18 protein-coding genes are annotated in these 17,940 nt (G+C 38.7%); 9 read left to right on the forward strand and 9 right to left on the reverse strand.

The features are described 5' to 3' along the window. Positions 1-75 precede the first annotated feature (75 nt). The 6 genes from A3223_RS04360 to thiC form a co-directional block, all read right to left on the reverse strand. Positions 76-528 carry a hypothetical protein gene (locus A3223_RS04360; RefSeq protein WP_084109299.1) on the reverse strand — a complete coding sequence of 151 codons (453 nt, stop codon included), beginning with the start codon at positions 526-528 and terminating at the stop codon, positions 76-78. 158 nt (positions 529-686) lie between these two features. Beyond that, the gene (locus A3223_RS04365; RefSeq protein ID WP_084109300.1) at positions 687-1,376 is read right to left on the reverse strand and encodes a cytochrome-c oxidase; all 690 of its coding nucleotides are present in this window, start codon (positions 1,374-1,376) and stop codon (positions 687-689) included. A gap of 104 nt (positions 1,377-1,480) precedes the next feature. Then, positions 1,481-2,818 (reverse strand): PFL family protein, encoded by a 1,338-nt coding sequence (locus A3223_RS04370; RefSeq protein ID WP_084109301.1) that lies wholly within the window; start codon positions 2,816-2,818, stop codon positions 1,481-1,483. A 9-nt stretch (positions 2,819-2,827) separates the two neighbouring features. Then, complete coding sequence (locus A3223_RS04375; RefSeq protein WP_021091480.1) at positions 2,828-3,094, reverse strand: ACT domain-containing protein; 267 nt, start codon at positions 3,092-3,094, stop codon at positions 2,828-2,830. A 137-nt stretch (positions 3,095-3,231) separates the two neighbouring features. After that, the gene (locus tag A3223_RS04380; protein WP_084109302.1) at positions 3,232-4,332 is read right to left on the reverse strand and encodes an Mrp/NBP35 family ATP-binding protein; all 1,101 of its coding nucleotides are present in this window, start codon (positions 4,330-4,332) and stop codon (positions 3,232-3,234) included. Beyond that, the gene (thiC, locus tag A3223_RS04385; RefSeq protein ID WP_084109303.1) at positions 4,326-5,624 is read right to left on the reverse strand and encodes a phosphomethylpyrimidine synthase ThiC; all 1,299 of its coding nucleotides are present in this window, start codon (positions 5,622-5,624) and stop codon (positions 4,326-4,328) included. Before thiC ends, A3223_RS04380 begins: the two co-directional genes overlap by 7 nt. Positions 5,625-5,772: 148 nt before the next feature. Between thiC and A3223_RS04390 the strand changes: the two genes are divergently transcribed. Genes A3223_RS04390 through A3223_RS04405 form a run of 4 tightly spaced genes read left to right on the forward strand, consistent with a single transcriptional unit; the run spans position 5,773 to position 9,413 of the window. Then, the gene (locus tag A3223_RS04390) at positions 5,773-6,891 is read left to right on the forward strand and encodes a bifunctional 2-C-methyl-D-erythritol 4-phosphate cytidylyltransferase/2-C-methyl-D-erythritol 2,4-cyclodiphosphate synthase (RefSeq protein ID WP_084109304.1); all 1,119 of its coding nucleotides are present in this window, start codon (positions 5,773-5,775) and stop codon (positions 6,889-6,891) included. Further along, positions 6,888-7,778, forward strand: a complete 891-nt coding sequence (locus A3223_RS04395; protein ID WP_084109305.1) for a response regulator — start codon at positions 6,888-6,890, stop codon at positions 7,776-7,778. The genes A3223_RS04390 and A3223_RS04395 overlap by 4 nt, the downstream gene beginning before the upstream one ends. After that, positions 7,756-8,937 (forward strand): sulfate adenylyltransferase, encoded by a 1,182-nt coding sequence (locus A3223_RS04400; RefSeq protein WP_084109306.1) that lies wholly within the window; start codon positions 7,756-7,758, stop codon positions 8,935-8,937. The genes A3223_RS04395 and A3223_RS04400 overlap by 23 nt, the downstream gene beginning before the upstream one ends. Positions 8,938-8,945: 8 nt before the next feature. Then, positions 8,946-9,413: a phosphatidylglycerophosphatase A family protein gene (locus tag A3223_RS04405; RefSeq protein ID WP_084109307.1), complete on the forward strand. Its 468-nt coding sequence runs from the start codon at positions 8,946-8,948 to the stop codon at positions 9,411-9,413. Positions 9,414-9,466: 53 nt separating this feature from the next. On the opposite strand, the gene A3223_RS04410 is transcribed toward A3223_RS04405, so the two are convergent. From A3223_RS04410 to A3223_RS04420, 3 genes are read right to left on the reverse strand one after another with little or no spacing between them, the layout of a single operon-like run. Continuing rightward, positions 9,467-9,928, reverse strand: coding sequence for a response regulator (locus tag A3223_RS04410; protein ID WP_084109308.1), 462 nt, complete (start codon positions 9,926-9,928; stop codon positions 9,467-9,469). Between the two features lie 51 nt (positions 9,929-9,979). Beyond that, entirely contained in the window at positions 9,980-10,933 is a 954-nt protein-coding gene (gene hemH, locus A3223_RS04415) for a ferrochelatase (RefSeq protein ID WP_084109309.1), read from the reverse strand. After that, entirely contained in the window at positions 10,933-11,802 is an 870-nt protein-coding gene (locus A3223_RS04420; protein ID WP_084109310.1) for a Gfo/Idh/MocA family protein, read from the reverse strand. Before A3223_RS04420 ends, hemH begins: the two co-directional genes overlap by 1 nt. 167 nt (positions 11,803-11,969) lie before the next feature. On the opposite strand from A3223_RS04420, the gene alaS reads away from it, so the two are divergent. Genes alaS through A3223_RS04445 form a run of 5 tightly spaced genes read left to right on the forward strand, consistent with a single transcriptional unit; the run spans position 11,970 to position 17,786 of the window. Next, positions 11,970-14,528, forward strand: a complete 2,559-nt coding sequence (gene alaS, locus A3223_RS04425; protein ID WP_084109311.1) for an alanine--tRNA ligase — start codon at positions 11,970-11,972, stop codon at positions 14,526-14,528. Continuing rightward, a complete protein-coding gene (locus tag A3223_RS04430) occupies positions 14,525-15,025 on the forward strand; it encodes a hypothetical protein (protein WP_054196863.1) in 501 nt (166 codons plus the stop codon). The genes alaS and A3223_RS04430 overlap by 4 nt, the downstream gene beginning before the upstream one ends. Beyond that, entirely contained in the window at positions 15,022-15,564 is a 543-nt protein-coding gene (gene maf / locus A3223_RS04435; protein WP_084109312.1) for a septum formation inhibitor Maf, read from the forward strand. The genes A3223_RS04430 and maf overlap by 4 nt, the downstream gene beginning before the upstream one ends. Then, on the forward strand, positions 15,561-17,489 hold the full coding sequence (locus A3223_RS04440; protein ID WP_084109313.1) for a transglycosylase domain-containing protein: 1,929 nt from the start codon (positions 15,561-15,563) through the stop codon (positions 17,487-17,489). Before maf ends, A3223_RS04440 begins: the two co-directional genes overlap by 4 nt. Positions 17,490-17,498: 9 nt before the next feature. Then, positions 17,499-17,786 (forward strand): ComEA family DNA-binding protein, encoded by a 288-nt coding sequence (locus A3223_RS04445; RefSeq protein ID WP_084109314.1) that lies wholly within the window; start codon positions 17,499-17,501, stop codon positions 17,784-17,786. The last annotated feature ends 154 nt before the right edge of the window (positions 17,787-17,940 follow it).

Consider the following 17,940-nt stretch of genomic DNA (forward strand, 5'->3'; position numbering starts at 1 on the left):
TTTGCTGTTTTGGGCTAAAAACCTAAAACAGCAACTAAATTTATCTCACCGTTTAAAAGCAAAATTTATCCGCGTTTAGCACTCACTACTAAGCTCTAAATTTTCTAAACAAAGTGGCTTTTCACCTTCAAAAATCACCCCAATACCATAAGGCTCGCAGATATCAAGCGCACCCTCAGCAAATCTCATCAGCCACTGCTTATCGTGCGCATAAAAGGTGCATTGTGGCGAGCTAAAGGGCAGGTCGCAAACTGGTACATCTAGCGCTCTAAGCTCGTCCTTGCTCAAAAAGCACCCTCGCCTAAGCTCATCTCGTAAAAAAATAAGCGCCTCTTTTACGTACCAATCGATATCGCTGGCGATGCGCTCTGCTAGCAAAGTAGTCTCATCATCCACGTCTGCCCCATCTGTGCTAACAAGGCAAAATGGCACCTGATCAAAGATTTCACTTTTTAGCCACGTCTCCGCGTACCAAATAAAGCCATCATCTGTTGCAACTTTTTCAAGCTCGCCAAATTTCAAAGTCATTTTTTATTCTCATTTTTTGTGATTTTGCTACTCTTACGAAAAAAAGCGAAATTTAAGTAAATTTTTCGTGATTTAAAATAGAAATAGCTTGTAAATTTGCCCTTTTAGTATAAAGCAAAAGCTAAATTTACAAGCAAATTTTCAGTTTTTCTCGCTATTTAGAAGCAAAATTTCTCATCAGTGCCATTTTGCTTGCGCATAGCTTTAAAGTTAGCAAGATTATCTTTATCTAAAAAGTAATCTTTCTCTTTTTTATTGCGGGCTTCTAGCTTTTCTATGCCTTTTGCAAGGGCTGCTTTTCTATCTTCGTGAGGTGAGCTAAATTCTGGCGAGAACATCGCTTCATAAGCATTTTTCTTAGTCCATTCAAGCGCTTTATCAGCGATCTCTTGTTGCTTTTTGATATCGCAAAATGTATAAGGATTGACCACGTCGCCAACAAGCTTCATAAACGCCCCTATCGCGGCCACCACGTCAGTAAATTTCTCGCCCTCCATGTCTATAACACCTCTTAGCAAAATCGCGCGATTTTTTGCCGCATAAAACCAAAATACCGCATCATCGCGAAGTCCAAGATCGTATGCGCGAGCTGAAAGGACAAAAAGAGTTATCGGAGAGACCATTTGTGGGGCGTCTTGCACGATCTTTTCAGCCTTTTTAAAGTCCTCTTCTTTACCACTTTTTAAAAGCTCATCTATCTTGTCATAGACCTTGACGTACTCCACCTTGCCAGCATTTGCTGAGTAGTAAGGCGTGACGTAGATGTCGATACTTCTTACTTTACCATCATTTGCAAAGCCACATACCGCTCCAAAAAGTAGCGCCGTAAGCAGTGATAAAATTTTCATTTTAGTTCCTTGGTTTAAAATTTTTATTATTTTAACTAAAAGCAGTTGAAAAGATTAGGATAAATTTAAGAAAAAGTCCGCAAATTTAAAGCGGACTTCGAAGATTAGTTTTTAAAACTATGAATTGGAGCTGGAATTTGTCCGCCACGAGCGATGAAGTCGGCGCTTGAGGCTTTGTTTATCTTCATCACAGGTGCTCTTCCTAAAAGGCCGCCAAACTCGATCATATCGCCCTCACGGCCTAATGGTATGATACGAACGGCTGTTGTTTTTTGATTTATAACGCCGATAGCCGCCTCATCAGCGATCATCGCAGCTATGCTCTCGCTTGGTGTGTCAGCAGGTATAGCAATCATATCAAGACCAACCGAGCATATCGCGGTCATCGCTTCAAGCTTTTCTAAATTTAGCGATCCCGCGCGCACCGCAGCTATCATGCCTTCATCTTCTGAGACCGGGATAAATGCACCGCTTAAGCCGCCCACTTGATTGCACGCCATGACACCACCTTTTTTTACTGCGTCATTTAACAAAGCAAGTGCCGCAGTCGTTCCGTGCGTACCAACAGCCTCAAGCCCCATCTCTTCAAGCACACGAGCTACCGAGTCGCCCACAGCAGGCGTCGGAGCAAGAGAGAGATCGACGATACCAAATTTAACCCCAAGGCGCTCACTCGCCATCTGGCCAACTAGCTGGCCGATACGCGTGATCTTAAATGCCGTCTTTTTCACAGTCTCAGCTACCACGTCAAAGCTCTCGCCACGCACCTTTTCAAGGGCTCTTTTTACCACACCTGGGCCAGAAACGCCGACATTTATCACCACATCAGCCTCGCCCACGCCGTGAAATGCACCAGCCATGAAAGGATTATCTTCGACTGCGTTTGCAAAAACGACAAGCTTCGCGCACCCCATCTCCGAAGCTGCCGCTGTCTCTTTTATGATGCGTCCCATATCACGTACCGCGCTCATATTTATGCCAGTTTTCGTTGAGCCGACATTGACACTTGCACATACTTTTGAAGTCTGGGAAAGTGCTTGCGGGATAGAATGTATCAAAATTTCATCGCCCTTTTGATATCCCTTTTGAACTAAAGCTGAAAAACCACCTATAAAATCAATACCAACCTCAATAGCCGCTCTATCAAGCGTCTTTGCGATCATCACGTAGTCTTTTGCGTCCGTTGCGGCGCCGATTATCGAGATAGGCGTCACGCTTACTCTTTTATTGACGATTGGTATGCCTAGCTCAGCAGAAATTTCATTGCCCACTTTGACTAGGTCTTTGGCTTTAGTAGTGATTTTTGCGTAAATTTTGTCGTAAGCTTTGTTTATATCAGGATCGATGCAGTCAAGCAAACTAATGCCCATCGTGATCGTTCTGATATCAAAATTTTGCTCTTCGATCATCGAGATCGTTTCGGTTACGTTTTTGATGTCCATTGTTTTTCCTTAGATTGTATGCATCGCATCAAAGATAGCAGAACTTTGGATATTTATCTTTACTTTTAGGCTCTCTCCAAGCTCGTTAAGTTCTGCTCTTAAGGCCGTAAAGTCTTTATTTTCATCACTTGAAACCACCGCCATCATCGTAAAAAACTCATCTAAAATAGTCTGCGAGATATCATCTATGTTTAGCCCTAGCTCGCTAAGCTTTGCTGAGACGCCAGCAACGATGCCGACTCTATCTTTTCCGACTACAGTTACGATCGCTTTCATGTTTTCTCCTATTAAATTTAAATGATTGCATTTTGGCTCCAAAATTTAAGCCAAGCATTAAGCAAAGCTAGATTTTGGTAGCCAACTTTAAACGAACAAATTTTAAAATTTGCTCTAAATTTTATCTTTTGTAAATTTTACTTCGAGCAAGCACTCTTGCCGTCATTTACGGGCTGGATTGCTGAGTTATCAGCTCCGCCATCACTATTTATATTTTCTATCACTTCCCAAAGTCTAGCAGCCGCACTCTCGTAGCGTTTTGCAGTGACTGAGTTTGGCTCGTAAAAGCTAACTGGCTTACCATTATCGCCGCCCACACGAACAGCTGGCTCGATAGGGATTTCAGCTAAAATTTGTGTGTTGTAAGCTTTTGCTACCTCTTCAGTTGTACCTTTTCCAAAGATATCGTACTCTTTGCCATTATCTGGGCAGATGAAACCACTCATATTTTCGATTACACCAGCGATTGGGATGTGGAGCTTCTCAAACATATCAAGTGCACGCTTGCTATCGTCAAGCGCTACCACTTGTGGCGTTGTGACGCAGACACCTGCCGTTACCGGCACGCTTTGAGCTAGAGTTAGCTGCGCGTCGCCCGTTCCTGGAGGCATGTCGAGAAACAAGACATCAAGTTCGCTCCAAAGCACGTCTTTTAGCAGCTGCTCGATCGCTTTCATTATCATCGAGCCACGCCAGATGAGGCTCATGCCCTCTTCCATCAAAACGCCCATACTCATCATCTCAACTCCGTGGCTAAGTATCGGTTTTAGCTTGTTACCAACGACTTGTGGCTGGGTATTTACTTCGCCAAGCATTCTTGGGATATTTGGTCCGTAGATGTCAGCATCCAAAATTCCAACCTTTTTGCCTAGTTTTGCCATTGAGATGGCTAAATTTAGAGTTGTAGTTGATTTACCAACACCACCTTTACCTGAGCTTACCATTACGAAATTTTTAACTTGTGGTGCAATATTTTTACCACTTTGAGTGTTACTTTTCTCCTCAGGTATCTTTGGCTGGATCAAATTTAGCACATATTCATTTGAGCCCATGACACGTTTGATATCCGTTTTTAGCTCGTTTGCCACATCGGGATTTGAGCTAACGATCTCGACCTCGATTAAAATTTTATCGCCGATTTCTACATTTTTTACAAAGCCAAAGCTAACTATATCTTTTTCAAAACCAGGATATATAACACCTTTTAGCCTATTTAAGACCTCTTCTTTATTTAACATTTTTCTCCTTTTTCTAGATCTTTTGAAATTTTATATGCACAAAATTTTGGTCCGCACATCGAACAAAAATGAGCGCTCTTAAACGTGTCTTCTGGCAAGCTCTCATCGTGAAGCTCTCTAGCCTTTTTTGGATCAAAGCTAAGCTCAAACTGCTTGTTCCAATCAAATGCGTATCTTGCATCACTCATCGCATGATCTTTTTCGATAGCTCCAGCTTTGCCAAGCGCGACGTCTGCGGCATGAGCTGCTATCTTGTGAGCTACGATGCCCTCTCTTACGTCATTTTCATTTGGCAAGCCAAGGTGCTCTTTTTGCGTCACGTAGCAAAGCATGCTAGCACCGTGATATGCCGCCATCGTGCCACCAATCGCCGAGGTGATGTGATCGTATCCTGCACCTATGTCTGAGACAAGCGGTCCAAGCACGTAAAATGGGGCATCATGGCAGAGCTCTTGTTCGATTTTCATATTATACTCAATTTGATTTAATGGCACATGACCAGGGCCTTCTATCATCACTTGCACATCTTTTTCCCACGCACGAAGCGTAAGCTCTCCAAGCACCTTTAGCTCGCTAAGCTGTGCCTCGTCTGTTGCGTCATAAAGACATCCTGGACGAAGGCCGTCGCCAAGCGAGAGTGAGACATCGTGTTTAGCGCAAATTTCTAAAATTTCATCAAAAATTTCATAAAATGGATTTTGTCTATTTAGCTTTGACATGTAGCTTGCGCTTAAACTGCCACCGCGGCTTACTATGCCCATTTTACGCTTTTTAACAAGTGGCAAAAACTCACGCAAAAATCCAGCGTGTATCGTAAAGTAACTAACTCCTTGCTTCGCTTGCTTTTCAAGTATCTCTAAAATGAGTTCATTTGTGATATTGGTAACCTCTTTTGCCTCTTTTAAAATTTCATACATAGGTACTGTGCCAATTGGCACGCTTGAATACTCAATGATCGCACTTCTAATAGCGTCTAAATCGCCGTCCGTACTTAGATCCATAACCGTATCAGCGCCAAATTCTAGGCAGGTTTCAAGCTTTCTAAGTTCAGCACAAATGTCGCTGCTTAAGCTTGAGTTGCCGATATTTGCATTGACCTTTGTCTTTAGCTTTCTGCCTATGCCCATTGGTTTTAAATTTTTATGATTTATATTTGATGGGATGATGATGCTACCTTTTGCAACCTCATCCATCACCAAATTTTCACTAAGCCCTTCGATCCTTGCCACATAGCTCATCTCTTGCGTTATCTCGCCGCGCCTAGCATAATACATCTGCGTCTTATCTCTCATATAAGGCCTTTTTTGATTTTTAAAAACCTCATTTTAGTCCTTTTTTGATTTAAACTAACTAAATAAGCTTTTAAAAATTTACTTTTTTAAAAAGAAATTTTGAAGTTTTGAGATGTATAATTCTGTAACAATTTTCAAAGGAGTTATCTTGCTTGATATATCACTTATAATGCTTGGAGCAGGAAATTCTAGCCGTTTTGAGCTACCAGTAAAGAAGCAATGGCTTCGAATAGGAAGTGATCCACTTTGGCTATTTGCTACTAAAAATTTGAGTAACTTTTACACATTCAAAGAGATAATTGTCGTTAGCAAAGAGTGCAAATATATGTCAAAATTTGCTCCAAATTATAAATTTGTTGATGGCGGCGAAACCAGGCAAGATAGCCTAAAAAACGCACTTGAGCTAGTAAATAGCGAATTTGTCTTAGTTAGCGACATCGCTCGCCCTTGTATCTCAAGCGAACTTTTTCACAAGATTATAGAGGCAGCGAGTCAGGCTGATTGTGTAGTTCCAGCGCTAAAGATCGCAGACACTGCTTATCTTGGCGAAAATGTGGTTGATAGAGATAAGATAAAGCTTATCCAAACACCGCAACTCTCTCGCACAGCACTTCTTAAAAAAGCTCTTAGCAGCAGTGAAATTTACACAGATGATAGCTCAGCTATGAGAGCCATTGGCGCAAGCGTTTGGCAAATTTTAGGCGATGAGATGGCAAGAAAGATCACTTACAAAGAGGATCTTGCTAAAATTTCTGCTTTAAAAGAGCCAGAAATTGAAGTCTTTGTGGGAAACGGCTTTGACGTGCATGAGTTTGAAAAGGGTCGTCCTTTGGTTCTTTGTGGTGAGAAGATCGACTATGAGTTTGGGCTAAAAGCTCACAGCGATGGCGACGTGGCGCTTCATGCACTAACTGACGCTATCTTGGGAGCTGCTGGACTTGGCGATATAGGTGAGCTTTTTCCTGATACGGATGCTAAATTTAAAGATATTAGCTCCATTTACTTGCTTGAGGAAGCTTACAAAAGGGTGCAAAGCGTGGGCTTTGTGCTAACAAACGCTGATATTACGATAATGGCGCAAAAACCAAAAATTTCAAAGCTAAAGTCAAAAATGGAGGCAAATATCGCAAAAGCTCTAAAATTAAGCCAGAGCCGCATAAATGTAAAAGCGACTACTACTGAAGGGCTTGGCTTTGTTGGCAGATGCGAAGGGATCGCCGTAATGGCAAGTGCAAGCCTTAAATTTTACAACTGGAAGCAAATATGAAAATTTTAATAGTAGAAAATGAAATTTACCTAGCTGGCTCGATGGCTAGTAAACTAGCTGATTTTGGCTACGACTGCGAGATCGCTAAAAGCGTAAAAGAGGCATTGAAGTTTGAAAATTTTGATGTAGTGTTACTTTCTACCACACTTCCAGGACAGGATTTTTACCCTGTTATCGAAAAATTTAAAAGCTCTATCATCATTTTATTAATCGCTTATATCAATAGCGACACTGTGCTAAAACCGATCCAAGCAGGTGCGGTTGATTACATCCAAAAGCCATTTATGATAGAAGAGCTAGTTAGAAAGATAAAGCATTTTGAGGAATTTAGAAATTTCAAAAACGAGATCAAAAACTATGAAAGCTACGTAAATTACACTTTAAAAGAGTATGAAATTTCTAGCTTTGAGGCAAAAAAGATAAAATTTCCACTTCTTTTAAAATCAAGCAAAAGCGGATACAGCGATAAATTTATATTTAGCTACGTAAAAGCTTGCAAATTACCATTTTTATTTTTAGGCAAAGCCTGTTTCTCTGAGCTTGAAAAGGCACTAGCCAAAAATGGTGATGAGCTAATCTATATGACAAATTTAGAGGAGCTAAAACAAGAAGAAAAAGAGAAAATTTTAGAAATTTGCAAAAAGAAAAAGGTTGCGATCTCAACTAACGATTTTGCACAAAAAGCACCATTTGACGAGCTTGAGCTTTCAGGACGCGATAAAAATTTCAATATCGATGAGATCGTTACGATCGATGAATACATAAAATACATAATCGTTAATTATCAAGATAAATTCCCTGATACAGAACTTAGCAAGAAGCTTGGAATTTCTAGAAAATCACTTTGGGAAAAGAGAAAGAAATATGACGTCAGCAAGAAAAAATAGCGAAATTTCAATCAATACCGAAGTTTTTGGTGCTTTGGAGCTAATAAAAAATAAAATTCTCTCAGATTATGACTCGCTGATGGACGATGAACAGATAAAAGAGGTGAGCAAAAAAGGCTATTTTAATGGCGAGCCGATGCCGTATTCTTTTGGATTTGCTCCATTTGGCGAGCTAAATCAAAATATTGCTAGCAAGCTTGTTCCTGGACAAAAGGTAAATCTAAATCTTGATGGTAAGATCGTTGGACACATCAATGTTGCTAAGGTTTTTAAATTTGACGAGAGCATGAGAGCTAAAAATATATTTTTAGCAAACGAAGCCAGCAATGATAAAGAGCTAAATTTAGGCAAATACGGTATTAGTGGCGAATTTGAGCTTTATGATGAAAGTATGCAAATAAGCAAAAACGCACTAAATGATCTAATAAAAGAAGATGGCGCCAAAAAGATAACGGCTGTCTTTTTAACGGCCGATCCATTTAATAGAGCTCACGAGCGCCTTGTTAGAATGACTATTGACAAAGCTGATTTAGTAATCATTTTTTTAATACGAACACGCGAAGAAAAGCACGTTGATTACGAGATTAGAAAGCAAGTGCTAGATTATTTTATACAAAATTATTTACCGATAAAAAAGGTCTTTGTCTTTGCTCTAAAAAATACGACTCTTTTTAGCTCACATGCAAACCCAACACTTGAGTGCATCGCTGCTTCAAGATTTGGAGCAAATAAGCTAGTCATCGGACAAAACCACTCAGGAATTGGAATGTTTTTTGATCACAATGAAGCTCATACGATTCTTGATATTTATAAAAACGACCTAAATTTAGAGGTAATCGTACTGCCAGAGCTAGTTTATTGCAACAAATGCAAGACGCTAGTTAGCACTAAAAGTTGTCCGCACGGACAACATCATCAGATCAAATATCATCCAGATGTTATCAAAGAGCTGCTATTTAACGGCATTATGCCACCAGCCATTCTTGTGAGGCCAGAAATTTCTGCACTGGTTTTAAGCAAACTCTTTACAAATCGATTCAAAGACGTGCAAAAGCTTTGCGATGACCTTTTTGTAAATTCAGGGCTACTTGAAAACAAAACTGACCGCGATTTTTACGAAGAGCTTATGAAGCTTTATCAAACATCATCGATGACTTAAGGAAATTTATGCAAAAACTATTTTTAACATTTTTTGGATTTGGGCTTTTGCCAAAAGCACCTGGTACTTGGGGTTCTATCGCTGGTGCTGTGGTAGCTTATTTTGTGCTTTATTTTTTATCATCAACCACGCTTTTTCTAGCTAGTATTTTGCTATTTTTGGTAAGCATTAGCGTTATTGATGATTTTGAAAAAAAGGTAAATTCTCATGACGAAAGTTTTATCGTTATAGACGAAGTTGCTGGAGTTTGGCTTGCTATTGCCATTAGCGGAGCTACAATCTCTCAACTCATACTCTCGCTTGTGCTTTTTAGAGTGCTTGATATCAAAAAGCCTTCGATAATAGGCAGGATCGACCGCAATGTAAAAGGTGGCCTTGGCGTAATGGGCGATGATATGGTAGCTGGCTTTTTTGCTGGAATAATTAGCGCAATAATATACGGGGCTGCTATAAAATTTGGCATAACTTTGCCGTAAAAATATAGATTTTTGGCAAAGTTATATAGGTCTAAATATCTTTTATATAAATTTTAAGCAAGTCCTAGTTCGTTTAAAACAGAACTTAAATTAACCGAGCTACTATTCTTACTATTAAGATTTTTTTGCTTCTCTAGCAGAGCTTGATTAGCAAGTGCTACATTTAGCTCTTTGCGGTAATCACTTAAAATTTTATCCATTATTTTAAGCAGCTCATTTTTTTGATCCTGTGTTTTTGCGGGATCATCTATGCCTAGAAGTTCAGTTAGCTCCTTTTTCTTTTGGGCTATTTTCTCTTCTATCTTGTTAGAATTTAGCTCACTTATAAAACCAACTGCGCCAATTTCAGTAAGTCTTTTTTTAAACTGTTCAATCTTATCTGAAATTTTTGCATCGCTTGCGATCTTATCCATAGCAAGGCTTAAAATTTCATCAAAACTATTTTTTTTATCCTTAGTTTTGCTTGAGCCTGATTGCAATAAATAATCGATTATGTCGTTATTTTGTACCTTCATATATCTCCTTTTTTACTATATTGAGATATATTTTATAAGCAAGATTTATTCCTAAAAGTTAATCTCTTTGGCTGTTTTTGCTTTTTGTAAGATAAAACTAGCAAACTCATCACTAAAATTTGGGCACCAAACAACCTTATAAAAGCTAAAATTCAGCTCTTTTGCGATCTTTGCATATTCAATAACTAGCTCAAAAATGGTCTCAGAGTTATCAATACAAAAAGAGAGCGGATAGATAAGAGCCTTTTTACTCTTACACTTTGCTAAAATTTCATTTAATGAGGGCTCTAGCCATTTTACAGGCCCAAGACGCGACTGGTAGGCTAAATTTATCTCTTTGAAGTTTAATCCACTATCTTTTATCATTTTGCTTAAAATTTGCACATGCTTATTTATATGCTTTTCGTAGACATCACCTTTATCGATAATTTTTTGAGGCAACGAATGAGCCGAAAAGATAAGCTCCACATCGCTTACATCTATATTATTTATGGCTTCTTTTATATGTGAGATTATGATTTTGTTGTAAATTTCATCATCGTAAAATGGCCCACAAAGCAAAATTTTAGCCTTTATCTCTAGCTCATCTTTTGCTTTTTTAAAATCATCTAAACTCGAAGTTATCGTAGTTTGTGAATGATGAGGATAAAGTGGCAAAAGCACTATCTCATCAAAATTTTCGTATTTTTTAAGCACATCTTTTGCAAATGGTGAAGTATAGTTCATCGCAAAATCAACTGCATCAAACTCATTTTGTAAGCTTGAAATTTTATCGCAAAGCTTAGCCGTAAGCTCGCAAATAGGCGATTTGCCACCTATTTGTTCGTAGTTATGCTTAGCCGTTTTTAGCCTACCTTTTGTGATCATAAAAGCTACAAATTTTCTTAAAAATTTATTCTTTATACCCAAAATATACGGGTCGTTAAACATATTTTTTAGAAAAATTTCTACATCAGCAAGGCTATTTGCCCCACCCATATTCAAAAGCAAAAGTGCCTTTTTCATCAAAACAACTCCTTAATTTTTATCGCATCATCAATGCTTGAAAGCTCGCTACTTTCGCCGCTTTGACAAAGATCATAAAAGGCATCATATTGGGCTTTTATTTCATTGTTTAAAGGATCGGTTTTTAAATTCATCTGACCATTTTCATTTACTCTGTGAAGTTTGTAATCAATAAGATCACCAAAATAAACACCTTCTTTGGCATTTACTTCTATTTTAAAACGTTCTAATGAACCACAAAACGAATCGGTAATGCTCACCAAAATTTGATTTTTCATTTTAATGTTTATTCCAACATTGTCGCATATTTTGGTATTTGTTTTATTTGCCTGAGTATAAAAAAAGCTACAAATTTCACTATCTACTAAATTTTTCGCAAGGTCTATATCGCAAAGTGAAAGCTCATTTATAATATTTCCTTCGCAAAGTGGTCTAAAATGCGCAATTGAAATGCTATAAATTTCTTCTTCTTTTAAAAGTGCTTTTTTTAATGAAACGATGGTTGGATTAAAGCGCTCATCAATGCCAGTGCAAACTCTTACTTTATTTACCACTGAGGCATATTTTATCTCTTTTAGCTCGCTCACACTTTTAAATATCGGCCTTGAAATCAAGATATTTTGGCAATACTTTGCACACTGACAAAAGGCCTCTACGATCTCATGTTGAGGCAAACAAAGTACGACAGCTTGCGGTTGGGCAACTTCTATAAATTTTTTAAACTCATCAAAAAACGGAGCTCTGCAAGCATCATCTCTATTTTCTTTATCAAAAACTCCACAAACTTCAAATTTGTCAGAACGCCTCAGCTCCATATAGTGCCGCTTGCCAACTAGATTGTATCCAACAATGCCAATTCTGAGTTTCACTAAAGACCTTTTAGTTATAAATTTTTAGGCTATTTTAATTGCAAATCGCTTTTAAACAAATAAATTTATAAAATATATTAAGCAAAAATTAATTTTGTATTTTTTTATAAATTTACAAACGATTTTTAGCTAAAATCGAGCAAAATTTAAAACTAACGAGGATAAAAATGCAAAATTTAGATATAAGAAAGGCATATCTTGATTTTTTTAAATCAAAAGGTCACGAAGTAGTAGCTTCAGCACCACTCGTGCCAAACGATGCAACACTACTTTTCACAAACGCTGGAATGGTGCCATTTAAGAGCATTTTCACAGGCGAGGTGCCACGCCCAACACCACCTATTCGCACTAGCTGTCAGACCTGCATAAGAGCTGGCGGTAAGCACAACGATCTTGATAACGTCGGCTACACAGCGCGCCACCACACATTTTTTGAAATGCTAGGAAATTTTAGCTTTGGCGAATACTTCAAAAAAGAGGCGATCGCTTACGCTTGGGAATTTGTAACAGAAGTACTAAAACTACCAAAAGACAAACTTTATGTAACCGTTCATGAAAGCGACGATGAAGCATTTGAAATTTGGAGCACTCACATCGCAAAAGAGAGAATTTACCGCTTTGGCGATCACGATAACTTCTGGCAAATGGGAGATACTGGACCATGTGGTCCTTGTAGTGAAATTTTTTACGATCAAGGTGCTGAGCACTTTAACACACCTGAAGACTACATGGGTGGCGATGGAGATAGGTTTTTAGAGATCTGGAACCTTGTTTTCATGCAGTATGAAAGAAGCGCGGATGGCAAACTAAGCCCACTACCAAAACCAAGCATCGATACTGGCATGGGGCTTGAGCGCGTTACTGCTATCTTACAAGGTAAATTTAGCAACTACGACAGCACACTTTTTATGCCACTCATCAACGAAGTGGCAAAGCTTTGCGGCAAGCCATACGTCTATGAAAGTGGCGCTAGCTACCGCGTCATAAGCGATCACATCCGCTCGGTCACATTTTTGCTAGCTCAAGGTACGACATTTGACAAAGAAGGCCGTGGCTACGTGCTTCGCCGTATCTTACGCCGTGCGATCCGCCATGGATACTTGCTAGGCATAAAAGAGCCATTTATGTATAAGCTTGTCGATAAAGTTTGCGAGCTTATGGGCGAGCACTACACCTATTTAAATGAGAAAAAAGCGGCTGTAAAAGAGCAGATCAAGCTTGAAGAAGAGAGATTTTTGGCGACAATCGCGAGTGGCTTAGAACTATTTGAGAGCGAGCTTAAAAATACAAAAGAAATTTTTAGCGGAGAGGCTGCGTTTAAGCTTTATGACACATTTGGCTTTCCACTTGATCTAACAGCTGATATGCTTAGAGAAAAGGGCTTAAAAGTCGATGAGGCAAGGTTTGATGAGCTTATGAGCGAGCAAAAAGCACGTGCAAAAGCTGCTTGGAAAGGCAGTGGCGATAAGAGTGCAAAGGGCGATTTTAAAGAGCTACTTGAGAAATTTGGCGAGAATAAATTTATAGGCTACGAAGAGCTTAAAAGCAAAAGTAAAATTCTAGCCCTGCTTGATGAAGAATTTAAAAATGTAGATAGTTTAGACGCTGGCAAAGAGGGCTGGGTGATGTTTGACATCACTCCCTTTTACGCTCAAGGTGGCGGTCAGTGCGGTGATAGCGGTAAGATAGTAGGCAAAGCAAATGTGCTTGATACGCAAAAATTTCATGGACTAAATTTATCTTTAGTAAAAACTAGCGCGGCGCTAAAAGTTGGCGATGAAGTAGAGCTTGAAGTTGGCAGTGATAGAGCCCAGATCGCGCGTCACCACAGCGCCACACACTTGCTTCATGCAGCCCTTATAAACGTGCTTGGCACGCATATCGCTCAAGCTGGCTCAAGTGTAGAAGCGGATAAGTTAAGGTTTGACTTCTCTCATCCAAAGGCGCTTACTAGCGAAGAAATTTCAAAGGTCGAAAACCTTGTAAATGAGTGGATCTTAAGCGGTGCAAATGCAAAAACGCAGGTTATGGAGCTTGAAGAGGCTAAAAAAAGCGGAGCTATCGCGCTATTTAACGAAAAATATGCCGACAAAGTAAGAGTTGTGAGCTTTGGCGACGTCAGCAAAGAGCTTTGTGGTGGCACACATGTAAAAAATATAGATGAGATAGGATCATTTTTCATCATAAAAGAGAGTGGCGTAAGTGCTGGCGTTAGGCGTATCGAGGCTGTTTGCTCAAGAGCTGCGCTAAATTTAGCAAAGTCATTTAGAGCTGAGCTTGACGAGCTAAAAGATGAGTTAAAAAGCACCGAGCCATTAAATGCGATCAAAAAGCTAAAAAATGAACTAAGAGTTTTAAAAGATAAACTAAAAAATGCTAAAAATTCTCATGAGCTAGTCTATTTAGATATAAATAAAACCAAACTTTGCGTTACAAGCGTAGATGGTGGAGATATAAAAACTTTGATAGATGAGTTTAAAAACGAGCATGAAAGTGCTGCCATTTTGCTAATCCAAGCTGATGAGAGTGGCAAAATTTCTCTTGCAGCTGGAGTTAAAAATGCTCCACTAAAAGCTGGTGCTTGGGTAAAATTTGCAGCGCAAATCCTAGGTGGCAATGGCGGTGGCAAAGATGACTTTGCAACAGCCGGTGGCAAAGATGCATCAATGATAGAAGATGCGATAAAAGACTCACTTGAGTACGCAAGGCAAGCCTTAGAAAAATGAGTCATTACGATATAGCTTTTATAAAATTTGACCAAGTAGTACTATTTTTGCATGTATGCTTTGTAGCTCTTTTTGTGGGGCTACAAGCCGGTCTTGTGCTTGTTGGAAGTTACTTTATAAAAAATAAATTTGAAGACAAGGAACGCTATCACATCTTACTTCACATTATAAGACGCTTTGGCATTGCAATTTTCATACTAATCCTTTGCGTGATAGCGACAAGCATAGTTATAATTTTTGGATTTTATGATGCAAATTTGACAAATCCTATGGCAAGTGCGATGGTGGCAACAAAATGCGCAATAGAACTATTTTTGCTATTAAATTTAAGTTATATATTTTATAGATACAAAAAGGCCTTAAAAGCACTAAGATCGCATGAAATGATCGAGCTAAATGAGAGTTTGATCGTTATAATTTATTACTTCACACCGCTAAATTTATTAGCTTCTCTAGCAGCTATTTATCTTGGTATAAGCTATAAGGTATTTTTATGATAACACTTGCTTCAAGCTCGCCAACAAGGGCAAATTTATTAAAAGAAGCTGGTATAAATTTCACTCAAATTTCTTTCCAGTTTGACGAGAGCAAGATAGAAAAAAATGTAAAGCCTGAAATTTATGTCCAAAACGTCGTAAAAGCTAAAAAAGAGCAATTTTTAAAAGAAAATATAGGTCTTAAAAATTTACTCTTTGCAGATAGCTGTGTGGCGTGTGGGGATAAAATTTTAGGTAAAGCAAAGGACGAAAAAGAAGCGATTGCCATGCTAAATTTACAAAGTGGCAACGAATGCAGCGTCTATACGGCGATGATATTTTTAGGCGAATTTGAGCTTATAAACGTGAGCAAGACCACATATAAATTTGCTAAATTTAGCGAGCAAGATTTAAAAAGCTACCTAGAAAGTGGCGAGTGGCGAGGTAAGGCTGGAGCCATGACGATAGAAAATTTTAATAAAAAATACATCATCTCCCAGCACGGCGAAACTAGCACGGCCATGGGACTAAATTTAAAAATATTAAAGGCATTTTTATGAAATATATCTTGGCATTTATCTTTATAGTTGCCATTTCACTTGGCGGAGCATTTTTATATTTTTACTCACAAGTTAGATTTGATGCTTACGCTATTATTGATTATAAACCAAAGCTTACAACGCAAATTTTTGATAGAAACAACGAACTCATCGCAAATATCTTTGAAGAAAATAGAATTTACGTAAAATATAACGACATCCCACCACGTGTCATCGAAGCACTCGTAGCTATCGAAGATACGAGCTACTTTGAGCATGGCGGCATAAACGTAGAAGCTATGGCAAGGGCTGCCATAAAAGATATTAAAGCTAGAAAGCTAGTAGAGGGAGCTTCAACACTAACACAACAACTCATTAAAAATTTGGCTCTAAGCCGTGAGAAGAAATTTACAAGAAAGATAAAAGAGATCGTGCTTGCCATGAAGCTTGAAAGCGAGCTTAGCAAAGAAGATATCATCGAAAGATACCTAAATCACGTCTATTTTGGACATGGCTACTACGGCATAAAAACAGCAGCTGAGGGATATTTTAGAAAAGAGCTAAATGAGCTAAGCATAAAAGAAGTTGCCATGCTAGTTGGCTTGCCAAAAGCTCCAAGTACCTATGATCCTACAAAGCACCTTGACTTGTCGCTTAGCCGTGCAAATAGAGTGCTTGAGAGAATGTATAGCATTGGCTGGATAAATGAGGACGAGTACCGCAAGGGTGTGCTTGAAGAGCCAGCAGTCTTTGACGATACACTCACAAGAAATAAAGCCCCTTACGTAGTCGATGAGATAATAAAAGAGGCCTCAAAGAAATTTGACGATATAAAAACTGGTGGTTATAAGATACAAAGCACAGTTGATCTAAATGTTCAAAAGATCGCTCAAGAAGCTCTAGTTTATGGCTACAATGAAATTTTAAAGCGCGATAAAAAAGCAAATGCAGAAATCCTAAATGGAGCTATAGTAGTCACTCATCCACAAAGTGGTCAAATTTTGGCACTAATTGGTGGTATTGACTATGCAAAAAGCAGCTATAACCGCGCCACTCAAAGCAAGCGCCAGCCAGGATCTAGCTTTAAGCCGTTTATCTATCAAATAGCACTTGATAGCGGTTACTCAGTCGTTTCTCAAGTGGCTGATATCGCTAGGACATTTGACATGGGAAATGGCAAAGAGTGGACGCCAAAGAATTATAGTGGTGGCTTTCAAGGATATATCACTATAAAATCAGCCATAACCCAGTCACGTAACCTCGCAACCATAAATTTGCTAAACGATCTTGGTCTTAGCTCGGTTCGTAAACAGCTTACGGATATGGGCTTTAACGATATCCCAGAAAATTTATCTATCGCACTTGGAAGTTTTGGGATTTCGCCACTTGACTTTGCGAAATTTTACTCGATGTTTCCAAACGATGGCGAAGTGGTCGAGCCTACGCTCATTAAACACATAGAAAACAGCTTTGGTGCGTCGATGGACTATGAGCCACAAAGAAAGCAAGTGCTAAAACCAGAACAAGCATTTTTGATGACGACACTTCTTCAAAATGTCGTAAATAACGGCACTGGACGCAATGCAAAAGTAAATGGCATCCAGATCGCTGGCAAAACCGGCACGACAAATAACAACATTGATGCTTGGTTTTGCGGCTACTCGCCTGATATCGAAGCGATAATATGGTACGGAAATGATGACAACAGCCCTATGAAAAAGATTGAGGGTGGTGGTAGAACAGCCGCACCTGTGTTTAAGAAATTTATGGAAGGCTACATTAAGCTTTATCCTACTTTAAGACGCGCATTTGAGCAGCCAGATGGTGTTTATAAAGGCTATTATGGAGGTAGCGACGAATACTACACAAACGACTCGCCACTACCTCAAAATACGCCTGCAAATGACATCATACAAGATCAAGAAAACGATGGATTATTATTTTAGGAAGATAAGATGAAGATTAAAATTTTACTTTGCTTGGTAGTTGCAAGCATTGCATATGGCGCTAATCTAAATACAGCCAGCAAAAACGAGTTAATGGAGCTTGGGCTAAGTAAAGGCCAAGCGTTAAACATTATAAAATACAGAAAAGCCCATAAATTTAAAAGCATCGATGAGCTTGAAAAAGTCCAAGGTATTGGTTTTAACGATATGCAAAAAGTTAAAGAAAAACTTAGCATAAAAGAGAATGCGAAAGTCAAAAAATCTGAAGCAAAAAACTCCAAAGGCAAGAAAAAATAATCTTATTTTTTATTTGAAATTTCTAGCCATTTACATTTGAGTCCTATTATTATGGCTTTTTATAAAATAATCCACTCTTTTTCTATACTCTTTTTCTTATATTTGCAATTATTTTTATCTTATTTTTAGAGAACATTCGAATTTAAGAACCGCA

Origin of the sequence: Campylobacter concisus (assembly GCF_002092855.1) — a bacterium.
GTDB classification, from domain to species: domain Bacteria; phylum Campylobacterota; class Campylobacteria; order Campylobacterales; family Campylobacteraceae; genus Campylobacter_A; species Campylobacter_A concisus_AI.